General features: G+C 47.2%; 19 protein-coding genes and 1 other annotated feature. All 19 genes read right to left on the bottom strand.

Translation table 11 applies throughout. The features are described 5' to 3' along the window. Positions 1 to 34: 34 nt before the first annotated feature. Entirely contained in the window at positions 35 to 391 is a 357-nt protein-coding gene (rplT, locus tag KGF65_RS10415; RefSeq protein WP_003638527.1) for a 50S ribosomal protein L20, read from the bottom strand. A gap of 36 nt (positions 392 to 427) precedes the next feature. Then, on the bottom strand, positions 428 to 622 hold the full coding sequence (rpmI, locus tag KGF65_RS10420) for a 50S ribosomal protein L35 (protein ID WP_003638526.1): 195 nt from the start codon (positions 620 to 622) through the stop codon (positions 428 to 430). A 21-nt stretch (positions 623 to 643) separates the two neighbouring features. Next, positions 644 to 1,165 carry a translation initiation factor IF-3 gene (gene infC / locus KGF65_RS10425; protein ID WP_031267356.1) on the bottom strand — a complete coding sequence of 174 codons (522 nt, stop codon included), beginning with the start codon at positions 1,163 to 1,165 and terminating at the stop codon, positions 644 to 646. Between the two features lie 23 nt (positions 1,166 to 1,188). Next, positions 1,189 to 1,312, bottom strand: a sequence feature (ribosomal protein L20 leader region). A 74-nt stretch (positions 1,313 to 1,386) separates the two neighbouring features. After that, entirely contained in the window at positions 1,387 to 3,351 is a 1,965-nt protein-coding gene (gene thrS, locus KGF65_RS10430) for a threonine--tRNA ligase (RefSeq protein ID WP_056952390.1), read from the bottom strand. Positions 3,352 to 3,683: 332 nt separating this feature from the next. Further along, positions 3,684 to 4,619 carry a primosomal protein DnaI gene (gene dnaI, locus KGF65_RS10435; RefSeq protein ID WP_050338832.1) on the bottom strand — a complete coding sequence of 312 codons (936 nt, stop codon included), beginning with the start codon at positions 4,617 to 4,619 and terminating at the stop codon, positions 3,684 to 3,686. 3 nt (positions 4,620 to 4,622) lie between these two features. Next, complete coding sequence (locus KGF65_RS10440) at positions 4,623 to 6,059, bottom strand: replication initiation and membrane attachment family protein (RefSeq protein WP_105924399.1); 1,437 nt, start codon at positions 6,057 to 6,059, stop codon at positions 4,623 to 4,625. 21 nt (positions 6,060 to 6,080) lie between these two features. After that, complete coding sequence (gene nrdR / locus KGF65_RS10445; protein ID WP_050338834.1) at positions 6,081 to 6,596, bottom strand: transcriptional regulator NrdR; 516 nt, start codon at positions 6,594 to 6,596, stop codon at positions 6,081 to 6,083. Positions 6,597 to 6,635: 39 nt separating this feature from the next. Continuing rightward, entirely contained in the window at positions 6,636 to 7,229 is a 594-nt protein-coding gene (gene coaE / locus KGF65_RS10450) for a dephospho-CoA kinase (RefSeq protein ID WP_088769640.1), read from the bottom strand. A 9-nt stretch (positions 7,230 to 7,238) separates the two neighbouring features. Next, complete coding sequence (mutM, locus tag KGF65_RS10455) at positions 7,239 to 8,063, bottom strand: DNA-formamidopyrimidine glycosylase (RefSeq protein WP_050338835.1); 825 nt, start codon at positions 8,061 to 8,063, stop codon at positions 7,239 to 7,241. A gap of 11 nt (positions 8,064 to 8,074) precedes the next feature. Next, complete coding sequence (gene polA / locus KGF65_RS10460) at positions 8,075 to 10,723, bottom strand: DNA polymerase I (protein ID WP_105920876.1); 2,649 nt, start codon at positions 10,721 to 10,723, stop codon at positions 8,075 to 8,077. A gap of 1,161 nt (positions 10,724 to 11,884) precedes the next feature. Further along, on the bottom strand, positions 11,885 to 12,601 hold the full coding sequence (locus KGF65_RS10465) for a Bax inhibitor-1/YccA family protein (protein WP_105924397.1): 717 nt from the start codon (positions 12,599 to 12,601) through the stop codon (positions 11,885 to 11,887). Between the two features lie 253 nt (positions 12,602 to 12,854). Then, on the bottom strand, positions 12,855 to 13,061 hold the full coding sequence (locus KGF65_RS10470) for a helix-turn-helix transcriptional regulator (RefSeq protein ID WP_216748446.1): 207 nt from the start codon (positions 13,059 to 13,061) through the stop codon (positions 12,855 to 12,857). Between the two features lie 17 nt (positions 13,062 to 13,078). Further along, positions 13,079 to 13,648, bottom strand: a complete 570-nt coding sequence (locus KGF65_RS10475) for a DUF2975 domain-containing protein (RefSeq protein WP_216748447.1) — start codon at positions 13,646 to 13,648, stop codon at positions 13,079 to 13,081. Positions 13,649 to 13,837: 189 nt separating this feature from the next. Then, positions 13,838 to 14,251 carry a hypothetical protein gene (locus KGF65_RS10480; RefSeq protein ID WP_003638516.1) on the bottom strand — a complete coding sequence of 138 codons (414 nt, stop codon included), beginning with the start codon at positions 14,249 to 14,251 and terminating at the stop codon, positions 13,838 to 13,840. Between the two features lie 29 nt (positions 14,252 to 14,280). After that, positions 14,281 to 15,243: a hypothetical protein gene (locus tag KGF65_RS10485; protein ID WP_105924400.1), complete on the bottom strand. Its 963-nt coding sequence runs from the start codon at positions 15,241 to 15,243 to the stop codon at positions 14,281 to 14,283. Positions 15,244 to 15,856: 613 nt separating this feature from the next. Next, positions 15,857 to 16,546: a respiratory nitrate reductase subunit gamma gene (narI, locus tag KGF65_RS10490; RefSeq protein ID WP_105924395.1), complete on the bottom strand. Its 690-nt coding sequence runs from the start codon at positions 16,544 to 16,546 to the stop codon at positions 15,857 to 15,859. After that, positions 16,543 to 17,112 carry a nitrate reductase molybdenum cofactor assembly chaperone gene (gene narJ / locus KGF65_RS10495; RefSeq protein WP_088769646.1) on the bottom strand — a complete coding sequence of 190 codons (570 nt, stop codon included), beginning with the start codon at positions 17,110 to 17,112 and terminating at the stop codon, positions 16,543 to 16,545. The genes narI and narJ overlap by 4 nt, the downstream gene beginning before the upstream one ends. Then, positions 17,105 to 18,664, bottom strand: coding sequence for a nitrate reductase subunit beta (gene narH / locus KGF65_RS10500; protein WP_213472215.1), 1,560 nt, complete (start codon positions 18,662 to 18,664; stop codon positions 17,105 to 17,107). The genes narJ and narH overlap by 8 nt, the downstream gene beginning before the upstream one ends. Further along, on the bottom strand, positions 18,654 to 22,325 hold the full coding sequence (locus tag KGF65_RS10505) for a nitrate reductase subunit alpha (RefSeq protein ID WP_213472214.1): 3,672 nt from the start codon (positions 22,323 to 22,325) through the stop codon (positions 18,654 to 18,656). The genes narH and KGF65_RS10505 overlap by 11 nt, the downstream gene beginning before the upstream one ends. Between the last annotated feature and the right edge of the window lie 24 nt (positions 22,326 to 22,349).

Consider the following 22,349-nt stretch of genomic DNA (forward strand, 5'->3'; position numbering starts at 1 on the left):
CAACATTAGAGCAACGCCCTAATTAAGTTTTAAATTAAGCAAGTGCCTTTTTAGCAGTGTCAACTAATGCCTTGAATGCATCCGCATCGTTAACGGCTAAGTCAGCTAACATTTTACGGTTAACGTCAACGTTAGCAACCTTTAAACCGTGCATTAATTGGCTGTAGCTGATGTCGTTGATCCGGGCTGCCGCGTTGATCCGGGCAATCCAAAGACGACGGAAGTCACTCTTACGCCGGCGACGATCGCGGAAAGCGTATTGGTATGACTTCATTACTTGGTCCTTAGCAACCTTAAATTGGATGTGCTTAGCACCACGGTAACCTTTAGCTAATTTTAAAATCCGTTTGCGACGTTTGCGTGTTACAGTTCCACCTTTTACTCGAGCCATGTTATTTCCTCCTAGATTTAACTAAAACGTTGTGAATTATTTTTGTAATAACTTGTGGTATGTTTTGACCATTGGCTTTTCGATAATAGCCGTACCACGTAATTGGCGACGTTGTTTCTTAGTCTTACCATGGAAACGATGACTAGTAAAAGCGTTGGCGCTCTTAATCTTACCCTTAGCAGTTACCTTGAAACGCTTTGCAGCAGCGCGGTTTGTCTTTTGTTTTGGCATAATCAATAATCCTCCTAGAAATTACTTATCTGTTTTTGGTGCTAGCACTAAGAACATGCTCCGGCCGTCCATCTTAGGATAGGCTTCGACCGTCGAAAATTCCTTAGTGGCTTCGATCATTCGGTTCAAGACCTGGCGACCAATATCCTTATGGGTAATGGCACGGCCCTTAAACCGGATGGAGACGCGAACCTTGTCACCTTTTGACAAGAACTTTTCAGCATGTTTCAGCTTCGTGTTAAAGTCATTGGTGTCGATAGCTGGGCTCAAGCGGACTTCCTTGATGCTGACCACTTTTTGCTTCTTACGGGCTTCCCGTTCCTTCTTTTGTTGCTCGAAACGGTACTTCCCATAATCCATAATTCTGGCAACGGGTGGCTTCGCTTTCGGCGCAACCAATACTAGGTCTAAACTAGCGTCTTCAGCAATCTGCATTGCTTCTTGTCGTGACTTGACACCTAATTGTTCACCATCACTGGCGATCAAACGTACTTCGCGAGCACGGATGCCGTCATTAACCATTGAATCCTTAGCTATGGTAATTCACCTCCGAAAAATTTTAGAGAAATTCACAAAAAGAGCGGGCGCATAATACGCCCGCTCAACCCCGTTAATGGGAATCAATTCATCGTTCATCTGCCCGATAACTCTGGTTACCAAGGCGAGAAGCGGGTGCTTCTGCTTTTTTTCTCAACTCCAATATATTAACAAGAACGACCGCCCTTGTCAACCCATCAATCTACATTGATGTCATTAGTCGTTAATTATTTGCTAGCACCACGACTGTAACGCTTGATTTCCTGCGTGATTGCCCCAATGAACATGTCGACAGCTTCGGATTCCGTCCGTTCTTCACCGTACTTCCGAACTGAAACGCTACCGTTAGCAACTTCTTGGTCACCGACAACTAACAAGTATGGGACCTTCTTCGTTTGTGATTCACGAATCTTGTAACCCATCTTTTCGTTCCGGTCATCAATGCTTACCCGAACGCCTTCAGCGGCTAAACGACGACGAACCGTTTCGGCATAGGCGCCATGTGCACCGTTGTTAACTGGAATGATGGTAACTTGCTTAGGTGCTAACCAAGTTGGGAAGGCACCCTTGTACATTTCAGTCAAGTAAGCCACGAAACGTTCCATCGTTGAAACTAAGCCACGGTGAATCATCACTGGACGGTGTTCTTCACCATCAGCACCGACATACTTCAAATCGAAGCGTTCTGGTAACAAGAAGTCCAATTGAATCGTGGATAAGGTTTCTTCACCACCAAGGGCCGTCTTCGTTTGAACGTCCAACTTAGGACCGTAGAATGCGGCTTCCCCTTCAGCTTCGAAGTAATCCAAGCCCATGTCATCCATGGCAGATTTCAACATCTTTTGGCTCCGTTCCCACATTGCATCGTCATCGAAGTACTTTTCAGTATTTTCAGGGTCACGATAGCTTAAACGGAAGCGGTAGTCAGAAATATCGAAGTCTTCGTATACTTCAACCATCAAACTCAAGATCTTCTTGAATTCTTCCTCAATTTGATCCAACGCAACGAATGTGTGACCATCGTTCAAGGTCATTTCACGAACCCGTGATAACCCAGTCAAGGCCCCAGATTTTTCGTAACGGTGCATCATCCCAAGTTCGGCGATCCGCAATGGTAATTCACGGTATGAGCGAATGTGATGGTTGTAAATTTGAATATGTGATGGGCAGTTCATTGGCCGTAATTCCAATTGTTCGCCGTCACCCATGTCCATTGGTGGGAACATGTCCTCACGGTAGTGGTCCCAGTGACCAGATTGCTTGTAAACGTCTAAGTTAGCAAGCACTGGTGTGTAAACGTGTTGGTAGCCGTTAGCAACTTCCTTGTCGATGATGTAACGTTCGATTTGACGACGAATCGTGGCACCATTTGGCATCCAGTAAGGTAACCCGTTGCCGACCTTAGGATCAACGAAGAATAAGTCTAATTCGTTACCAATGACCCGGTGATCGCGTTCGCGTGCTTCTTGACGCCGCTTTAAGTCAGCATCCAAGTCTTTTTGCTTCAAGAAAGCCGTCCCGTAGATCCGTTGTAACATTGGATTGCTGGACTTGCCTTGCCAGTATGCACCGGCAACGGACAATAACTTGAAGACTTTGACTTTACCAGTTGAGGCTAATTGGGCACCATCTGATAAATCAACGAAATCGCCTTGCTTGTAAACCACGACTTGACCATCGTTTTCAGCAGCCCGTTCGTTAACTAAGTCTTGTTGATAAGGATTGTCGCCAACTAATGCGAGCGCATCTGCCTTCGACAAAACTTCGCGTTCAATTGGTAAGTCTTGCTTGATGATTGCAGCCATCTTATCACTGATTGCTTCCAAATCATCTTCGCTTACTTGCTTACCATCTTCGTCTGGGTTGTCGGTATCAAAGAAGAAACCGTTGGCATTCCCTTCACCACTCCCAAAATGAATACTTGGGAAGAGTTGCTTGACCGCGTTAGCCAATACTTGGGCAGCCGTTTGCCGTAAGACATTCAGGCCGTCTTCGCTATCAGCAGCGATAATTTCGATACTACCATCGGTTGTCAGTGGTTGGCGGTAGTCCACGATCTGATCGTTGAACTTACCAGCAACCGACCGTTTAGCCAATGAAGGACTAATTGACTTAGCAATTGCTTCCGTCGTTACGCCGGCATCAAATTGCTTTACAGCACCATCTGGGAACTTAACATTAATACTTGCCATATACTTGACACTCTCCTTAAAATTTACCCACTCACCAAAACACCGCGCCGGGACGACAAAAAAGTCCCTAATGCCAGACTGAACTAGCATTAGGGACGTCATTGACGTGGTTCCACCCGATTTTTCAGTACCACAAAAGATACTGACTCATTAGCGCTAATAACGGAAGCGTTCCGGCTCAATTGAGCATGTTCACAAAAGTGGTATCTTCATAAATCCGGTCCAAGACTTCCAGAACAAGGTCTTGGTCTCTGTGAGCCATGATAAACGAAGCGTGTCTTTTGCATCTGTTTTCATTAAACCACTTTTAACTTAAAAGTCAACTCTTGATTTTAACCATCTGGATTCAAGCGCCGATTGCGACCGACCATTTCGATCTCACTGGAGAGGTAGCGCACCCGTTGCATGATTCGCTGGGCTTTGACTGGTTCCTCATCACCCTTTTGCGAAATCGTTAAGTAACCGTCCTGTAATTCTTGCATTGAAAAGTTCGATGAAAAACAGGTTGGTAACTCTTCTTGCATCCGGTACTCTAAAATCACCCCAAGCACGTCATCGCGAATCCAAGTGGACGACGCGTCGGCGCCAATATCATCGATCATCAAAATTGGCGCCCGTTTAATCGCATCGACCTTATCAGCAGACGTATTGTTGCTGATGGACCGCTTCATTTCGACCGCAAAGCTTGGAAAATGAATCAATGTCGTATTGAAGCCGCGGGCGGCCAGTTCATTCGCCATCCCACCGAGCAGATAAGTCTTGCCGACGCCAAACGACCCATATAGGTAAAGGCCGCGATGGAACCGCTTTGGGGCTTGCGTATAAGCGTCAATAAAGTCCAGCGCTGCCACCAGTGCCGTCGCGCGGTCGCCGTCTTGATCATACGACTTTAAATCGGCCGTTTGAATGCTTTTGGGCATGCTGATCGACCGGACCCGTTGTTGTAGCGCTCGGGCTGCCTGTTGTTCTTGTAATTGCGGCGTTGGTTGATAAGCAATGTCGATCAGATGATTACTCATCACCAATGTCGGCTGATAGCCCGGTGCCTGCGTCGGTTCATGCCGGGCGAGCTTGCGTTTTTCTTCGCAAAATTCATATAATTTGGCACCAGAGCGTTCCAAAGCATCCGCAGATAATTCATCCTGGTGAGCGGCTAAAAACTGACGAACATCTGGATCATGATACACGGTCGTCATTAACGCCTCATAGCGATGATTCAAGTTTTTGCGATTCATTAACGTCCGGAGTGTTTCTGAGATATTCTCCATGCTTTAGTCCTCCTTTTCTGAATTTGTCTCGAGCTTGGCGAGTCGTGCCGCTAATTGTTGACGTTGTTCTGCCGACAGTTGCTTGTTGGGCTTGTCCGACTGAGCTTCGCCAGTTTGTTGTTTCTGGGCCCATTTTGGCATCACTTCTTTGCGGGTTGGCCGGGCATTCGACTTACGCCGCGGTGTCGAGGTCTTCGGCCGCTGACGTTGCTTCAAGTAGGCCAGCGCCGCTTCTGGCGTGTTGACGCCATGTTGTTGCCAGTCATTGGCAACCGTCTCGATCAAACTCCGATTGAGCGCAGCCAACTCCCTGTTTTGGAGCAAGTAATAAATGACGATGTTGATGACCGAGTTCGGTAACACGCCCCTACTGATCAAATCATGGACCAGCCGATTTTCACCACTTGTCACAAAGCCGTGCTTTTCCTGCTTCACCGCCGCCAAAAAATCGTACGGCGCGGCCTGCTTCGCAACATCGACCAATTGTTGTTCGTCCTTAGAGAGTCGTGCCGTTGAAGCTGGCTGCCGGGTTGCCTTACTAGAATTGGCCGCCGTAGTGGTTGGTTTAGTCGACTTATCGGCCGGTGCTTCATTTGTCGTCGTCCGAGTTGGCGCAGTTGGCCGCTCATACCGGCGTGCAATTAACAGTTTCAACTGATTCTCGTCAAATTGTCCAGTCGTCAAACTGGCAACTTCACTGATCAGCTTGGCCATCTCAATCTCACTGATGCCGTAAACCCGGCTTTCCGTAACGATAAGTTGGCGCGAACTAGCCACTTGTTTCAAGTCAACGTAGTTTTGCTTCAAGATTTGACCTAATAATTGCCAATCGAAGTCATCATCACTGAGTACTGGTGATTGATCTTCAGCCGGTTCATTGGCAGCCAGCTGTGCCCGCACCTGCTGGACAGGGCGTGGCGTGGTCGTGACTCTATGACCATCAACGTGAAATACCTCGAGGATATTAGCCGTCACGTCCTTCGCCGCCGTCAGATCCACCGGTTGCGTGGCAAAATCACTAGCCAGCTGTTGGTAGCGTAATTCCCCAACGGTATCGAGCAGCAAAACGCTTAACAGGTCATCTGCAAAGAATTGTAAGGCTAGTTGCGGTGCCTGCAAGCGATAAATATACAAAGTGCCGAGCTCATCTTGTTGGTAATAACTCCGTAACAGCCCCGTCGCCTCTAGTTTACGACGTGCTGCCAATACGGTCGGTAAATCGGCGTTCAAAATTCCTAGCAATTCCGCATGACTACGACGATTACTCAGTTCGTTTTCACTGCTTTGTAAGCTTCGCAGCGCGGCATACAAACTATATGCCAGTGGCCCAATTAGTGGTAAATACAGCTCCGCTAAGACTGCTTGCTGGGCGGCGCTCAACGCTGGGGCTTGTGGGACCACCAGTCCTGATTTGGGCGTCAATGGTTCTTCATTTGGCATCTTGTTCACCATTCTTTTGACCTAATCCTTTTTACGTTTTGGCGCGTGCTCGGTCTTCGCTGACGGTTTCGCCAACTTGACCTTGTCACGTTCCATCATATCTTGGAGTTCGTTCAAGAACACGTGCATATCCTTGAATTGGCGATAAACACTAGCGAAGCGAATATAAGAGATTTCATCAATATCCGCGAGTTGTTCCATCACGTACTCACCGATCACCTGGCTGGAAATTTCATTTTCACCCAGCGACCGGACTTTATTTTCAACATCATCAACGACCCCAGTCATGGTTTCCATGCTGACTGGGCGTTTTTCGGCGGAGCGAATAATCCCTCGTAAGACCTTCTCACGATTGAATTCTTCACGGGCACCATTTTTCTTGATCACTAATAACGGGGTCGCTTCGACCCGTTCAAACGTCGTAAATCGGAAACCACAGTTTTCGCATTCCCGCCGACGCCGGATGACGCGACCGTCATCAGTCGGTCGACTGTCAACCACACGGGAGCCATTATGATGACAATGTGGACATTGCATAGCTTTCACACCCCTTGTAACAAGTCACAATTATTTTTATTAAACAGTCATAGTTTCTAGCCATTTTAACACGGCGGCTTCAGTTTTATCAACGGTTGAACCGTTATCAATCACCACGTCCGCCCACGCGGCCTTTTGCGCCAATGGCAGCTGACTCGCAATCCGTGCCTGGGCCGCTTGCTTTGACAGCTGGTTGCGCGCCATCAAGCGTTTTAGTACGATGGCCGGTGGTGCAGTCACGACGACAACCTGGTCACAGACATTCTGCCAGCCACTCTCATAGAGTAACGGCACGTCTAGAATAATCGCCGTTGGATTCGACTGGCCTGCCGCAACGATGGCTTCAAACATCGCATATTGAATCGGCAAACTGGTGATGGCCGTCAAATCCTGCAAGGCGGCCGAATCATTAAAAACTAACTGACCAAGCCATGGGCGATTGAGTGAACCATCCGCCAATAATGCGTCCGGCCCAAACTTAGCTGCGATTTTCTGCGTCGTGGGTTGTCCTGGTCCTTCGACCGCCCAGGCGATTTTGTCAGCATCCACGATAGGTAAATACTGCGCTAATAACTTAGAAACGGTTGATTTTCCAGTCGCAATTCCACCGGTCAACCCGATTAATTTCGTCACGGTGATCACCTACAATCGTTGTTCAAGGGGACAGAAATGTGTCCCACGCTGCGCGACCTTGATCTTCTCAATCATCGTGCCACACCGCTCACAAGGTTCGCCTTCACGACCATAGACATGCAGGTGATTCTGAAATTGACCGGCCTCACCAAACGCCGTTGAGAACGAGTGTACCGTCGTTCCGTGTCCTTTGATGGCTAATGCCATTTCGGTAATAATATTGTCGCGCAACGTTGCAATTTCATCGGCTGTCAGCGAATTAGCTGGCCGCATCGGATGAATCTTGCTCATCCACAACGTTTCATCCGCATAAATATTGCCGATGCCCGCAATCTTACTCTGGTCCAGTAAGAGCGGCTTGATCATTTTCTTGGAATGTTCAAGCGTCGCAGTCAGATAAGCCAAGGTCAGTTGGTCAGCGACCGGCTCCGGGCCAATTGTGCGTAGTCCAGCCACCGATAGTTCCTCACCAGTCGGCACCAACGTCATCCGCCCAAATTTACGGGTATCGTTATACAGCAAGTCCCGGTCATCCGTTAAATGAAAGACGACGTGCGTATGCTTATCGCGCGCTTCACCACGCGGAACGACGTTGTACTTACCTTCCATGCGTAGGTGTGACACCATCGTTAAACCGTTACTAAATCGGAACAATAAATATTTGCCACGCCGGTCAATGGTTTGAATCGTCTGATTGATCAGCCGTTGTTTGAATAAAGCCACGTCATTATTGATGATTTTGGGCCAATAGACGTCAATATCAGCGATCGTGGCACCCTTAACGAGCCGATTCAACCCACGACGAACCGTTTCAACTTCTGGTAATTCAGGCATGGTGGTTCCCCCTATTTTGCATCGTACCAAGTATCACCGTAGTGACTCTCGACCTTCAACGGTACGGCTAACTTCACGGCGGAATCCATCACGCTTGGTACTAATTTTTCTAAAACTGGAATCTCTTCCTTTGGTGCTTCAAAAATCAATTCATCATGAACTTGTAAAAGCATGGTTGCTTTCAAACCAGCTTTTTTCAACTCGGCTTGCATCTTGATCATCGCAATTTTGATAATATCGGCCGCACTACCTTGAATTGGCGTGTTCATGGCCGTCCGTTCGGCAAACGAGCGTTGGTTGAAACTCTTCGAATTAATGTCTGGCAAATAGCGACGACGATGAGAAATTGTCTCAACGTAGCCTTGTTCCTTTGCCGATTTGACAATATCATCCATGTACTGCTTGACACCTGGATATTCCTTGAAGTAAGCGTCAATAAAGCTGCGCGCTTGCTTACGACTGATACCAATATTTTGTGACAAGCCATAGTCACTGATGCCGTAAACGATACCGAAGTTGACCGCTTTGGCTTGCCGACGAATATTAGGTGTCACGTCTTCAGCAGATTTCAAATTAAAGATTCGCATCGCCGTGGCAGCATGAATGTCGTCGCCTTCCTTAAAGGCCGCTTGCATGTTCTCATCACCGGTAATATGGGCGAGCACCCGCAATTCAATTTGCGAATAATCAGATGAAAAAATCTGCCAACCGTCATGACTCGGAACAAACGCTTGCCGAATCTTACGCCCTTCTTCAAGCCGAACAGGAATATTTTGCAAGTTCGGGTCAACTGAGGACAAGCGGCCTGTTTGCGTCAACGTTTGAAGATAACGCGTGTGCACTTTTTGGTCTGTGGAATGAATGGCATCCAGCAAGCCCACCACGTAGGTTGATTGAATCTTTGAAATTTGACGATACTGCAAGATATTCGCGACGATTGGTGCTTCTGGTGCTAATTTTTCCAACACGTCGACGGCGGTTGAGTAACCGGTCTTCGTCTTTTTAATGACTGGTAACTTCATTTCTTCAAATAAAATGTGACCCAATTGCTTGGGTGAATTGATATTGAACTCTTCACCGGCTTCTTGATAGATGGTCTGTTCGATCTCACTCAGGCGTTCCGTAAACTGACTACCCATCGCCTTCAAGCGACTGCTATCAACGGTAATGCCGGCAATTTCCATCTGAGCGAGCACCGTCGCCATTGGTTTTTCGATATCATCGTAGAGTTGGGCCTGCTCATTATCCGCGAGTTCTTTCAACAAGCGTGGTTTCAAATCAGCAATTGCCGCTAATTTTCGTGCCAAATGACTGAAGAACACGTCATCATCCTCAGGAATCGCACGTTTGACACCCTTGCCGTAGACGGTCTCGTCACTTGGCAAGTCAGTGTAGCCGTGTTGTTCCGCCAGACTACCAAGGTCGTTGCTGTTATCATTGGTGTCTAGTAAATATGAAACGAGCAATAGGTCAAAATCAACTTTACCAAGCTGGATGCCCAAACGGTTCAGCCCAACCATCGTTCGTTTCATATCAAAAACGTCCTTGGTCAGCGTATCGCTAGTCAAAAGCTCGCTGACTGCGGGTTGCATCAACAATTCAACATCACGACTAATATACCAATGGCCATCCGCACCAATCGCAAAACCAGCGAAGGCGGAGGTGTGGTAGTTTGGTGTCGGCATTTCAAGATAGAAGTCGACATTGGTCGTAAATTGTTGTAATTCATCCAAATTGTCTTTGGTCAAAACAGTGTATTCGATTGGTGTCGCTGGTTCGTCAGATTGCAGATGCAACTTCTTCAAAAATGACTGAAAATCCATCGTTTGATAGAATGCGGCCAACTGGTCCAAATCAGGGCCATTATAAGTCAAATCCGATAACTGAACCTCAATCGGTGCATCCCGCTTGATGGTTGCGAGCACCTTGGCTTGAGCCGCCTGTTCGCGGTCCTCAATCAGATGTTCCTTCATCTTGCTGGCCTTCATCGCATCGATGTTTTCATAGATACCTTCCATCGACCCGTATTGTTTCAGCAATTTCAGCGCTGTCTTCTCGCCGACCTTGGTCACACCAGGATAATTATCTGAAGTATCACCCGTTAGCCCCTTCATATCAATGATTTGTGCCGGCGTGATGCCTAATTTTTCTGTAACGTGTTCTGGGGTGTAGCGTTCAACTTCTGAAACCCCTTTAACGGTCACTGCCACCGTCGTCCGTTCCGTCGTCAACTGGGTCAAATCACGATCACCAGTAACGATCGTCGTCGTATAGCCCGCTTGATCAGCCTGCCCAGCCAGCGTCCCGATAATATCATCGGCTTCATAATCTTTTAATTCATAATGTTTAATGCCATAAGCGTCTAATAATTGCTTAATATATGGCATCTGCTCAGAGAACTCACTTGGGGTCTTGGCGCGACCGCCCTTATAGTTATCATACATGGCGGTTCTAAACGTAGTCTTACCCGCATCAAAAGCCACCAGCATATCGGTGGGGTCCACGGCCTTGATCATGTGGTCAAGCATGGTATTAAAGCCATAAATAGCGTTTGTATGCAAGCCATCCGGATTTACGAACCGTTCCAGTTGGTTATGCAAGGCAAAGAACGCCCGAAACGCCACACTGTTACCATCAATCAGTAATAATTTTTTTGCCATTGGTTTGCTCCCCGTCTCTTAATTTTAAGTTATCGATATCATGCAATGCTCATCAGTGTTATCAGTCATTTTGCACCGAACTGATTTTGCGACCAGTATGTGGTCCACTAACAAGTGGTTTACCCTTATAATTGTACCAAACAATCACCTAAAACGGGAGTTCGGCCCACTGAAAACCCGGTAAATCATAGATTTTCTGTTTGTTAGTGAGCTGGCCGCCTTTGACTTTGAACATTGACACGCATTGTGTGTTATGAATCATGATTAAAACGTGCCATTTTCTAAGTTCAAGTGCTGCCAGCTGGGACCCGCTGGAAACAGTGCGAGTTACCGTAAACTTGCTGTAGTAGATGCTTCCTACACCGGCTTCCAGGCATTCTGTGCAATGGCCGGAACGTGGTGGACACAGATTTAAGCCGACAGCCCACGTCTTAAATACTGGTCTTTCACTAACCAAGCCAAAAACGCTTGCTAAGTGAGATTTCACCACTGGGCCTTGCCCAGAATGCCTTCCAGCCGGGATAGTAGTCGAAAGGCGGACATGTGCGGACCCAACTTTAAATGAACTGCTCGTCGATTCTTAGTAAATAGTCATTTTGGTAATGAACTTTAAGATTTGTTTCGGGTAAAGGCTATCATACTCACGTTCCAATCATAGGAGTCGGTAGCATTACTGAATATTGTCAGAACTTTTTCTACTCGTATAAGACGACAAAGCCTAAGTCCAAACGAAGGGGAATTCTATGCACTAACTTCAAGGATAGTGTCTCTAAAATTAGTGCACATTCTTGAAACCATCATACTCAGCATTGAAATTAGATAAGTCTTTAAGCTCAATAAACCATCATCTATGCTGATTTCAAAAGTTTACCCGAAGGTCCAGCTACTGAATAATCGATGGTCAATTGCACCAAAAAAAGGTGACCGTTCATCCGCCATTCGAGCGGGGTCCCGACCTCCGCTGACGAACAACAATCCAACTAGCACGTTTCAATCAGCTTTTATGCTAAATAATAACTAGCACGACGCATATTGACGCATGTTTCAATAATTATGCATCACAACTCATAACCACCAGCTGGCCCATATCGGCATACTAACGAAAAGACACCCTAACCGAACGGGCTAGCGTGTCTAATTTGAAGTTTATTCTGTTAATGATTAGTCGCGGCTTGAGCCACCGAAGATTTGGACGAAGTATAAGAACAAGTTAACGAAATCCAAATAAAGTTGTAAGGCTCCGGTAACGGCTAAACCAGTAGATGAAACTTGGTCACCATATTGTAAATACATGTCCCGCATCCGATTAGCATCCCACATGGATAAACCGGCGAAAATCAAGACACCGATGTATGAGAAGATATAACTAATCATGGCGCTTTGTAAGAACATGTTAACGATGGAAGCCACAAACAAACCGATTAATGCGGCAATCAGATGACTACCGATCCGTGAAATATCACGCTTAGTGGTCGTCCCAATGACAGCCATCGTGGCGAAAACTGCACCAGCAGCAACGAAGGCCCCGGTAATCACCGCACCCGTGTATAAGGATAAGATGATCGACATTTCGACCCCAAAGACCACTGAGAACAGCATCAGCAAGGTAAAACTCATTGCTGGATTACGCGTTGCATTGGCTTGAATCCCGCCAATCATGACGAACATGCTAACAATGAAAATAACCAGCGCCATGATTGGATGAGCATTGAAGGCAGCGTAAATTTGTGCCTGGAACATGGTCATTGATAAGTAAACGGTCGAGGCTGAAACCAACACAGCAACCGTCATGAACCCATACATTTTTGTTAAGAAACTACGGAGCCCAACTTGCGTATTAATGGTCCGTGGTTGTGGGTCATTTTGAAAATTGTTCATAGAATCCCTCTTTCACCTAAAATTGACTACTCGTTACGTTTCCCGAGTTAAGATTAAAATTGAGTTAGTGAATCGTTACTAACGCATACAGCGCTAGCAACTTCCTCACACTAGTTTGTCAATCATTTGCCTATGACTAGCCATCTCAATCAGTCACCTCAACTTTCTTATCCTAAGTTTATCAAATTAGTCAAAGAAGGTAAAATAGTTTGTGCTTGGAAATTTGCTAAGAATTTCTAATGATTGGCAACCTCTAGTTATCATCGACGTAAATGATTATGTCACCTGGCTGACACTCCAAGACCGCGCAAATCTTTTCTAATGTACTGAACCGGATTGCTTTAGCCTTGCCAGTCTTCAAAATTGAAATGTTGGTTGGCGTAATACCAACTCGCTTAGCTAATTCACTGGTCGTTATATTACGTTCTGCCATGACGACGTTCAAGGTGATCTTGATCATTACGACAACTCTCCTTTTTAGATGGTTAAATCACTTTCAGTCTTCATGTTGACGGCTCGGGTGTATACCATGGCAATTAGGGCAAAGATAATTAGTTCGACAAAAGCGCTCACCAAGTTGTCCCATCCCAAACCAAATCGACTGATCCGGTATAGCCAACTAACCATCAATTGATTTGCACAAGCCATTAGCAACGACGAGCCCAGTATCCATATCTGACCTTTTACAATTCGATTCATCTGTTGACTGTTTTCAGTAGAAAAATAGACTTGTTCCTGAATGTTTCTGACAATCGCTGAAACTCCCTGAATAACCATAAATACACCAACCAGCATCAGAATATAACCAACAACCATCAGAATCGTATAAATTCCCGCTGGAAAACTAGCAATCATATTCGCGCTTGCTTCATGGGTCCTAATCGGCATCATAAAGTCATCACTGTGTAAAATATAACTCGTCGTATCGCCTGAAAAATAATTAAAGATGTCCTCAATCGGAACAAAAATGCCAAACCAAATTAATATTGATGCGAACCACAAAATCACGCTTAACGTTTCAGTTCCCAACTTCATCATTCTTGACATAATTACACCCCCGTATCTTTACTATTAAGATATCATATCGATAAACGATAATCAATATTTGACTATCGATATTTTTTATTTGTTTATTGAATATATTAAACAAAAAAAAGTTGTTCAGCAATCTATCAATTATGACTGCCGAACAACTATGATATTTTACTAACAAAATTTACAAATTTTTCTCAAATTTCACTCAACATACTTCCAGATTTCATCATCAAAGTGGCCGAGCCCATTTGCTTCCAGCGTCTTAAAGTACGCCAACAGTTCAATCGCCCCAGCTTTGCTAGCATGGGCAATCGCGTTCATCCCAGTTCCAGTTGGGACCACGTTACTCATCTCGGTGATGTCATGCCCATTTTCAATCTTGACTTGTGCGCAGGTGACTGTCCAGTGATTTAAGACGTTGGGCGCAAATACCAAGAAGACGTTATAATCATCCGATAAATAACCTGGCAGCGCCCACGCCGTCTCGTCGATCGGCTCTGGATACAGATTGCCCTGCAGCGCAAATTCCTGGATATTGTTCGCGGTTGGGACCACGTCTAACATAAAAATAACTTTTTCAAAAGCTTCAGTTCCTAACTGTGCATCAACGGCCATCTTGCACCGCTCCCTTCATTAAAAGTTCGCTAAAAGTTTTCCCGATAAAATTGGTATTTTTGCTTAATTTCTTTGAGCGGTGCATCCATCACGTGTTCATAGCCCTGCGCATCGAGTTTAAAATTACGGTTAACGATTGCTGCCAACCGGATTCGCAGCCCAGGATTTTTTGCCAATAACGGCCGCAAGTCACTCGACATGATTTCAAAGCGCGGCAACTGGTCTGGTACTAAAATCTTGATGAAATCTTGGTACGTATCCGCTAATACTTCTGAATAGATATGATCGGCATATTTCAATTCGACGGCTTCCAACTTATTGTAGTACTCGGCGTTGGTCAGGCCCTTCTCATTTTTGATCAAATGCTGTTCATCGTATTCATGTACCAGATATGCATCCCAGTCTCGATAAGCATAAGTCGTCATCCGCACGACCAAATGCCGCCCAGGTGCCGTCACGTTTTCGGGAACCAGCTCGCCATTTACATCCCGCAAATAGGGCTTGACTAACAACTGAGTCACAAAATGATAGTAGGTTCCCGGAATCAGCTCCCGGTCACGGTCAGCGTCATACAGTTCACCCGTGCCTTCCAGATCTGGTAAGCCAATCAAACTCAGCCGGGTCTGGTTGACCGCGTAAATAATGTCCTCAAGTTCTTCGGTGATGTCATCCGTCCGACTGATGACTTGTAACACGTGGGTGAACAACCGAACGAGCTGATTACGCTCCCCTTTTTGGTTTTCATAAACCCCCACTTGGCGCTCATACTTGCGGGTTTCGCGCTCTAATTGTTCTTCCAGCGAGGTGGTCATTCGTTCGACTTTAACGGGCAACACGGGTTGGTCAAACGCCTCGCGCGCGACTGTTCGTACGGCAGCCCGCAACGTCGGCCGCATTTCGATAAAATCGGGAAACTCAAAGACATTTTGAAAGTCATAGTGCCCACTCGCGTCCATCCGCGCAGCATTCAATGTAAAATTAAACTTGGCCATGACGGCACTCCTTTCCAATAATTTAATTAATTTCAGCATAGCACCCCCACCGCCATAATCCTATTAGGGAAACACCCCAAAGCGCGTCCGCTCACAATTTGGTCACGCTCACATTAATTCGGGCGTCAGCTTTTCCGAACACCAGCCGATTCGTGCTGATCAAAACTACGTCGTACAGACTCGGTGGATGCGGACAACTTGGTTCTGCCTGTTCTGCGGGACGTTTGACATCATCGGTTCTAGTTTAAACGCATCGTGAAAACTCCCATCTAAGCCATTTTCAAGCCTAATTTGACCATCGAATTTCTCGAATCAATCCGTTCCAGACCAAATTTAACGTCGAAATTTTCAAGCCATTGCCGGTCCAAGCTACCGTCAACCCTTCCGGACCACACCATTTCATGCCAGCGTGGCCGTCAAATCTGCTGAGCCAAACTATTTCCTAGGCAACGTGACCGTCATATCTCATGTGCCAAGTCATTTTACAATTATTCCGAAATCACCACCAAATTAGCACCGCCGGCAACCAAAAACTGGCCCCCAGACTTCAAGAATTCAGCATTCTCGAAGTCCGAAGACCAGCATTAGTTAATTTACATTTAAGCGATAGCTGCTAGACCCGCGGCCGCCGACGATACACAATGTAACGGCGGTAGAAGTATTGATATGGAATCGCAATCGCGTGAATCAACCGGGTGTACGGGAAGAAACCGAAAATTGCAAAGCCACAAACCACGTGAACCTTGTAAATCCACGGTACGTTGGCCATCAACCACCATTTTGGTTGGAAGTAGAACAAGGACCGTGCCCAGACTGATAAAGTCGTCCGGTAGTCAAAGGTCGGGTGAAACGGCCCGGACAGCGTTGATGATAACCCTAGGATGATCGTAATCAACAGGGCTACGTTGACCATCAAATCGCTCCATGAACTGGTCATGAAGACCCGCACATTGGTGAAACGCCGGTAAGTCAGGATAATCATCCCAGCCAGCGCTAACACCCCGGCACCGGTCCCCATCATCAGGGAGCCAAACATATGATACATTTCATCCGAAATCCCTAGGAAATCCGTAAAAGCTTTGGGAATCAAAATTCCTAAGATATGGCCGAAAAACGCCAGGATAATCCCAACGTGAAAGGTGATCGCACCAATCATCAGCTTTTTCTTTTCTAGCATTTCACTGGAAACTGCGGTGACGCTAGCTGGATAAAATTTCATTCGGATAAAGGTTCCGAAAAAGAACGATAACAACATGGCATACGGGTAAATGACCCATACGACCACGGAGAAGAAATCTTTCATGACGCCACGACCCCCGTTTCGACACAGGTTCGTAAGGTGGCCCGAACGACCTGTAAAAGTTGGAAATACGGATCATCCAAGTCTGCGGCGGCATTTTGCAATAAGGTATAGGTGCCATCTTCAATCACTTGAAAGGCGAGCTTAATATCTTGTTGCCGGGCGTCCCCTTCGAAATGACCGTATGCCAGGAATTCTAGCAGCAAGGGCAAAAAGTCTGCCAATTCACTGTTGACCGTCGTCAAGCCAAACATTTCATACATCATCTTGAGTTTGGCCAGAATCGTGCCGCGTTCGCGTGAATCCGTCATCTTGTAATAGCTCATGTACAAGGTGTAACGCTTATTCATTTCAAACAAGCCGGCATAATGGGCCTGCTGTTCGAGTGGTGTTTGAGCGGCAATCGCATCAAAGGCGGCCAACAACTTCGCTTTTTGCGCGTTGATTGGATAGCTCATGAGTGCCGCACGGTTACTGGCCGTGAACGTCTCCTCATCGGGATAATCAACCAGTTGCGACAGTGTCACCAAGGCCGGTCGGATGGTTGTCAATTGTTTAAAATTAATCACGCCAAATCCCCCCGTAGAAACTTTCTGCGTAAATCTGGTTGGTCGATTCACCAGCTTCAGCCTTCTTGAACATACTGCCGTGTTGTGGTGCTAAGGCACAGCCGGCACATTCATCGTAGCCTAAGCCACCCTGTTCACTCTGCGCATCCTCGACCTGTTCCTTGTGATTTTGTGGAATCACAAAGCGGTCTTCATACTTGGCGATTGCCAGTAAACGATACAGTGAGGTGGCAGTACCCGTGGTCAAACCGACACGTTGTAACTTGGCAACGTCAAAGTCCTTGCCACTGGTCTTGGCCCGCATGTAGAGCCGCATCATCGCTAACTTATAGAGCGCGTGCTTGATTGCCGGCACATTGCCACCAGTTAGTAAACTAGCCAAATAATCCACTGGAATCCGCATTTCGTCGATCCCCGGGAAGATCATTTCAGGATCTTTGATCGAATCGCGGCCTTCAAAGTAATTCATCACTGGTGACAGCGGTGGGATGTACCAAACCATTGGCATTGTCCGGTATTCGGGATGCAATGGAAAGGCAATTTTTTCTTCGACTGCCATCCGGTAAATTGGTGAATTTTGTGCCGCTTCCAGCATTTCTTCTGAAATACCGTCAGCCAACGCTTGTTCGATCACTTCTGGGTCATTGGGATCCAAGAATAAGTCCAGTTGGGCTTGATAAAGTTGATCTTCTTCAGGCGTCTCAGCAGCTTCTTCTACCCGGTCAGCGTCATAGAGCATGGCACCAATGTAGCGAATCCGGCCAACACAAGTTTCGGCACAGACAGTTGGTTCACCCTCTTCGATCCGTGGGTAACAGAACGTGCATTTTTCCGCTTTGTGGGTCTTCCAGTTGAAGTAGACCTTCTTGTAAGGGCAGCCAGTCATGCAGAAACGCCAACCGCGACACCGTTCTTGGTCCACCAGCACGATACCATCTTCATCACGTTTATACATCGCACCAGAAGGACAGGATGCCACACAGGGTGCGTTCAGACAGTGTTCGCAGAGCCGTGGTAGGTACATCATGAAGGCCTGTTCAAAGTTGGCCTTGATGTCGGTCTCGATTTTTTCCATGTTGGGGTCAGCCTTGAAGTATTCTGGTGAGCCCGCCAAGTCATCATCCCAGTTAGGTCCCGTCTTCAAGTCCATCTTCAGTCCGGTAATTTGGGAACGGGCCCGTGCAACCGGCTGATGCGACTTTTCTGGACCGAATAAAGTTTGATAATCATAAGTCCATGGTTCGTAATAGTCATCTAATTCTGGCATGTCGGGTTGATAGAAAATCTTTCCGAGCGCGATCTTATTGACTTTGTTCCCTGCCCGGAGTTGAAGTTTCCCCTTGCTGTTGAGTTCCCAACCACCTTTATAGTGGTCTTCGTCCTCCCAACATTTCGGGTAGCCGACCCCTGGTTTGGTCTCGACGTTATTAAACCACATGTATTCCGCCCCAGGCCGATTGGTCCAAGTGTTTTTGCATGTGACTGAACACGTATGGCAACCAATACACTTATCGAGGTTTAAGACCATCCCAATTTGTGCTTTAATCTTCATTCCAGTTCACCTTCTTTAACTTCCGTACGTTCACGTACAGGTCCCGTTGGTTACCGATTGGCCCGTAGTAGTTGAACCCGTAGCTCAATTGACCATAGCCCCCGACCATCTGAGTCGGTTTGACGTGAATTTGGGTTGGCGCGTTGTGTGACCCACCCCGATTACCGGTAATGGTCGACAACGGTTCTTGAATTTCCATATCTTGTGCATGGTACATATACATCGTTCCAGCAGGCATCCGATGCGAAACAACGGCCCGCGCTGTGACGACCCCGTTACGGTTGTAGATCTCCAGCCAGTCGTTATCCTTGATGCCGGCTTTATCGGCGTCGACCGGACTCAACCAGACGTTAGGACCGCCCCGGAACAACGTTAACATTTCGAGATTATCGTAGTACATCGTGTGAATGTTCCACTTGCCATGTGGCGTCATATACCGCAATGTCAGCTCATGGTCGGCTGGTGCAACATCCGTATCTCCAGGCGCCATGACTTGTGGTGGTAAGGTCGGCTTATAGTTGGCCAAACTTTCACCATATTCTTGGAAGATTTCATGGTCCAAGTAAAATTGTTGCCGCCCGGTCAAGGTCCGAAATGGCACTAACCGTTCAACGTTGACCGTAAATGGTGAGTAGCGGTCGCCGTCATGCTTAGCCGACGTAAAGATTGGCGTCGGAATGGCTTCTGCCGGTTGCACCGTAATACTTTTAAACGTCATCTGCTCTTCGGTCCGACCGGCACTAATATCGCTCAATGGCCGACCAGTAACGGTTTCAGCATTGGCCCAGGCCTTCTTGGCCACGTGACCATTTGACGTACTCGACAGATGCAAGATGGCATCAACGACGCGTTTGTCTTGGTCGAGCTTTGGACAGCCTTCGTTGATACCGCGGTCATATTCACCCAATATATCCTTGAGTTCATCGTATTCCGGTGACACATCATAACTGAAGCCTAGCCCACCGATTTTGCCGCGGGCATTTGGTCCTAACGCAATGTACTTGTCATAAACTTGGGTGTAATCCCGTTTGATCAATGACAAGGCTGGCATCGTTTGACCAGGAATCGCGTCAATTTCACCTTTCTTCCAATCACGAATCTCACCTAATGGTTGGCTGATTTCGCCCTTGGAATCGTGGCCAAGTGGTTGGGTCTTCAAGTCGTACTGTGGCGTTGGGTAGTACTTCTTCGCCATATCAGAGAACGTCTTGGCTAACGTCTTGAACTGTTGCCAATCACTCTTGGATTCCCACATTGGGTTGATGGCTGCGTTGAACGGGTGAATGAACGGATGCATATCCGTCGAGGACAAGTCAGCTTTTTCGTACCAAGTTGCCGCTGGTAAAATCACGTCGGAGTACATCGGCGTTGCGACCATCCGGAAGTCCATGTCAACGACTAAATCGAGCTTACCGGTGATCGTGTCATCGTTCCACACCATTTCTTCTGGTTGACAACGACTATTGGATTTTGCCAACAAGCCATTTTCAGCCCCTAACAAGTGTTTCATAAAGTATTCTTGCCCCTTACCAGAAGAGGTAAAGAGGTTCGAACGCCAGATGAATAGGCCTTTCGGTTGATTTTGATTGGCATCTGGATCTTCCGCTGCAAAGTGCAACTGACCAGATTTCAATTCTTCAACCACGTGCTTCGAGATTTCATTGATGTCAGTCGAGTCATACTGTTTAGCGAATGCCAGCGAACTGCGATCAAACTGTGGATACGATGGTAACCATCCGAGCCGAATCGCAAGCTGGTTGTAGTCCGCCGCATGTTCATAGGCGTGTGCAGAGCCACTAACTGGTGACTTCTGTGCGGCATTGTCGAGTTCATCGTATTTCCACTGATCAGAAGCAAAGTAGAAGAACGAGGTCCCGTTTTGTTGCCGGGCACCACCTGCCTGCCAATCATTAGCAAAGGCAATCGTACTCCAACCTTCTTGCGGCCGTAATTTTTCTTGGCCGACATAGTGCGCCCAGCCACCACCAGAGACGCCTTCACAACCACACAACATCAAGTTGTTGATGATCGAACGATACGTCATATCAGAGTTGAACCAGTGGTTGATACCAGCACCCATGATGACCATCGTCTTACCGCCAGTATCTAAGGCGTTTTGGGCAAACTCGCGGGCAATTTGAACGACTAATGAGGCTTTGACCCCGGTGACCGTCTCCTGCCATGCTGGCGTGTAGCGACTGTTGACATCATCGTAGCCACTCGCTGCCAATTCATCGTGCGTGCCTTGGTCGATCCCATATTGGGCCAACATTAATTCGTAAACGGTCGTGACTAACTGTTGTTGACCATCCGCGAAAGTGACCGTTTGGACGGGGACGTGGCGTTTGAGCACGCCATTTCCATCAGCATCGAAAGTTGGAAAATCAATCACGACTTGTTGTTCGGCGTTAATCGTGAGTTGTGGGTCAATGTCGTTGCCGTCTGCGTCTTTCAAAGTCAAATTCCACTGCTGACCAGCTTCCCAACGTTGCCCAATCGTCCCATTTGGCACGACGACTTGCTGTTGGTTCTGGTCAAACACGACTGGCTTCCATTCCGCATTCACCGCTGCTTGCTTACCTTGTAAGTCAGAGATTCGAACGAACCGGCCAGAGGTGTAATCGCTGTCATTAGCCGCGCTCGGTTTCAGCATGACCATGAATGGCAAGTCCGTATATTGCTTGGCATAATTCAAAAATTCTGGCGTTTGGCGATTCTGGTAGAACTCTTGCAAAATCACGTGCGTCATGCCTTGTGCCAAAGCGGCATCGGAACCCGGATTAGGTGCCAGCCAGTTATCCGCAAACTTGACGTTTTCTGCATAATCTGGACTGACCGCCACGATTTTGGCGCCGTGATACCGGGCTTCCGTCATGAAATGGGCATCGGGTGTCCGCGTCAGTGGGACGTTCGAGCCCCACATCATAATATATTGACTGTTGTACCAATCCGCTGATTCGGGCACATCGGTTTGTTCACCCCAGATTTGTGGGGAAGCCGGTGGCAAGTCCGCGTACCAGTCGTAGAAGCTGAGCATCTCACCACCAAGTAGTGACATGAAACGAGCTCCGGAGGCATAACTGATCATCGACATCGCCGGAATTGGCGTAAACCCAGCCAACCGATCCGGACCATACGTTTTAATCGTGTAAAGTAACATGGCTGAAATCAATTCAAGTGCTTCTGGGCGATGGACCCGCACCATGCCGCCATGACCACGTGCTGACTTATACAGTTTAGTCTTTTCTGGGTCTTCGACAATGCTGGCCCAGGCGTCTAACGGATTAGTGTGCACTTTTTTGGCATCCGTCCATAATTGCCATAATTTGCCCCGAATATAAGGATACTTGATCCGAACCGGACTATATTCATACCAAGAAAAACTAGCCCCCCGCGGACAGCCCCGTGGCTCGTACCCAGGCATGTTCACCCCACATTCCGGATAATCCGTTGCCTGATGTTCCCAAGTAATGATGCCTTGCTTAACATACACATTCCAGCTACATGAACCGGTACAGTTGACGCCGTGAGTCGTGCGGACCACTTTATCATGCGACCAGCGTTCCCGGTAGAGTCGTTCCCAGCGCCGGCTATTTTCTTCCAGCTGTGTGAACGTGCCGTTGAACTTCTCGACGTTTTTAAAGAACCGAGATTTCTTCACCGATAAGACCTCCTTTATCACGTG

Source organism: Lactiplantibacillus sp. 30.2.29 (assembly GCF_018991255.1).
GTDB lineage: Bacteria > Bacillota > Bacilli > Lactobacillales > Lactobacillaceae > Lactiplantibacillus > Lactiplantibacillus pentosus.